The organism is Mesorhizobium sp. M7A.F.Ca.AU.001.01.1.1, assembly GCF_004022735.1.
GTDB lineage: Bacteria > Pseudomonadota > Alphaproteobacteria > Rhizobiales > Rhizobiaceae > Mesorhizobium > Mesorhizobium ciceri.
The window spans coordinates 1-1,588 of record NZ_RZPF01001031.1 but is presented as its reverse complement, the minus strand read 5'-3'; the positions used below and the strand labels follow the sequence as shown (position 1 = coordinate 1,588).

General features: G+C 64.7%; 2 protein-coding genes. Both read left to right on the top strand.

Translation table 11 applies throughout. The features are described from left to right. The first annotated feature begins 278 nt into the window (after nucleotides 1-278). The gene (locus tag EN884_RS35430) at nucleotides 279-1,139 is read left to right on the top strand and encodes a xanthine dehydrogenase family protein subunit M (protein WP_063168619.1); all 861 of its coding nucleotides are present in this window, start codon (nucleotides 279-281) and stop codon (nucleotides 1,137-1,139) included. After that, the coding region (locus EN884_RS35425; RefSeq protein WP_164751498.1) for a (2Fe-2S)-binding protein at nucleotides 1,139-1,588 on the top strand (450 nt) is incomplete at its 3' end. The genes EN884_RS35430 and EN884_RS35425, both read left to right, overlap by 1 nt.

Genomic DNA, 1,588 nt, shown 5'->3' with positions numbered 1-1,588 from the left:
CACAGGGGGCTTCAGTGGGGCAGCCAAGCAGCGGCTCTGCCGGCTTAAACGCCGTTCCGGTCCAAAAGCGGACAAAACCGAATGAGCGCACTTGATCCAGACCGAAGTTTCACGAAAATCATTCCAAAGCCGGTTGCTGCCATTCAGTGCGCCACTTTCGGCCTGTTGGACTGGATATTGCGGCGCCTGGCCCAATCGCCGCAGACGACGAACCGGATAGCCATTATGAGGAGACTGTTTATAACGGTCGCTGAAATCGCGATGACCAAGGGGAGACGATGCGCTACATACGTCCGCTTTCAATAGAAGATGCCGTTGGCCAGTTGGCCGGGTCGGCTGGTACGGCCGCCATCCTCGCCGGAGGCAGCGACCTCCTGGTCAGGATGAAGGGCGGCTTTGCCGAACCAGAGTTGATCGTCGACATCAAGGCGATCGATGGCTTGAGCGAGATCCGGGAAACGGCTGAAGGCTTCAGCATCGGCGCCGCGGTCCCTTGCGCCGTCCTGGGAGAGAACACCGCCCTCAAGAAGGCATGGCCTGGTGTCGTCGAGGCGGCCAAGCTGATCGGCTCCAAGCAGGTGCAGGGCCGCTGCACCATCGTGGGCAATCTCTGCAACGCATCGCCGGCCGCCGACAGCGTGCCGGCGCTGGTTGCCGCCGGCGCCAGGGCAGTGGTCGTCGGGCCGGCGGGCCGGCGCACGATCCCCGTGCAGAGCGTGCCGACCGCGCCGGGCAAGACGTCGCTGGCCAAAGGCGAGATCATCGAGGCGATCCTGCTCGACAAGCGCGAGCCGCGGTCTGGCGATGCCTATCTGCGTTTCATTCCACGCACCGAGATGGACATCGCGGTGGTCAGCGCCGGGGTGAACCTGACGCTCGACGAGCACGGTGTCGTCAAATCGGCCCGCGTGGCGCTGGGCGCCGTGGCGGCGACGGTGCTTCTGGTCGAAGAGGCCGCGGAGGTGCTCGTCGGCTCCAGGCTGGAAGAGGCGACGCTGGAGCGGCTCGCCAAGGTCTGCGCGGGGGCCTGTCGTCCCATCGACGACAAGCGCGGCACTATCGAATTCAGACGAAAAGTTGCGGGTGTGCTGGCCCAGCGGGCCGCCACATCAGCCTATGCACGTGCAGGAGGCAAATGATGGCTGGAATTGCAGTTTCAACGACAATCAACGGCGATGCTGTCGAGTATCTGTGCCAGCCCGACGAGACGCTGCTCGACGTCCTGCGCGATCGGCTGGGGCTGACGGGCGCCAAGGAAGGCTGCGGCACCGGCGACTGCGGCGCCTGCTCGATCATCCTCGATGACCGGTTGGTGTGCTCATGCCTGGTGCTCGGCGCCGAGGCTGAAGGCCGTCGCGTCGAGACCATCGAGGGCATGGCGCATGGCGATACGCTGCACCCGCTGCAGCAGAAATTCCTCGAGCACGCCGCATTGCAATGCGGCATCTGCACTCCGGGCTTCCTGATCGCGGCCAAGGACCTCCTGGCCAAGAACCCCGACCCGACCGAGGAGGAAATCCGCTTCGGCCTTGCCGGGAACCTCTGCCGCTGCACCGGTTACGACAAGATCGTGCGCGCCGTCCAGGAT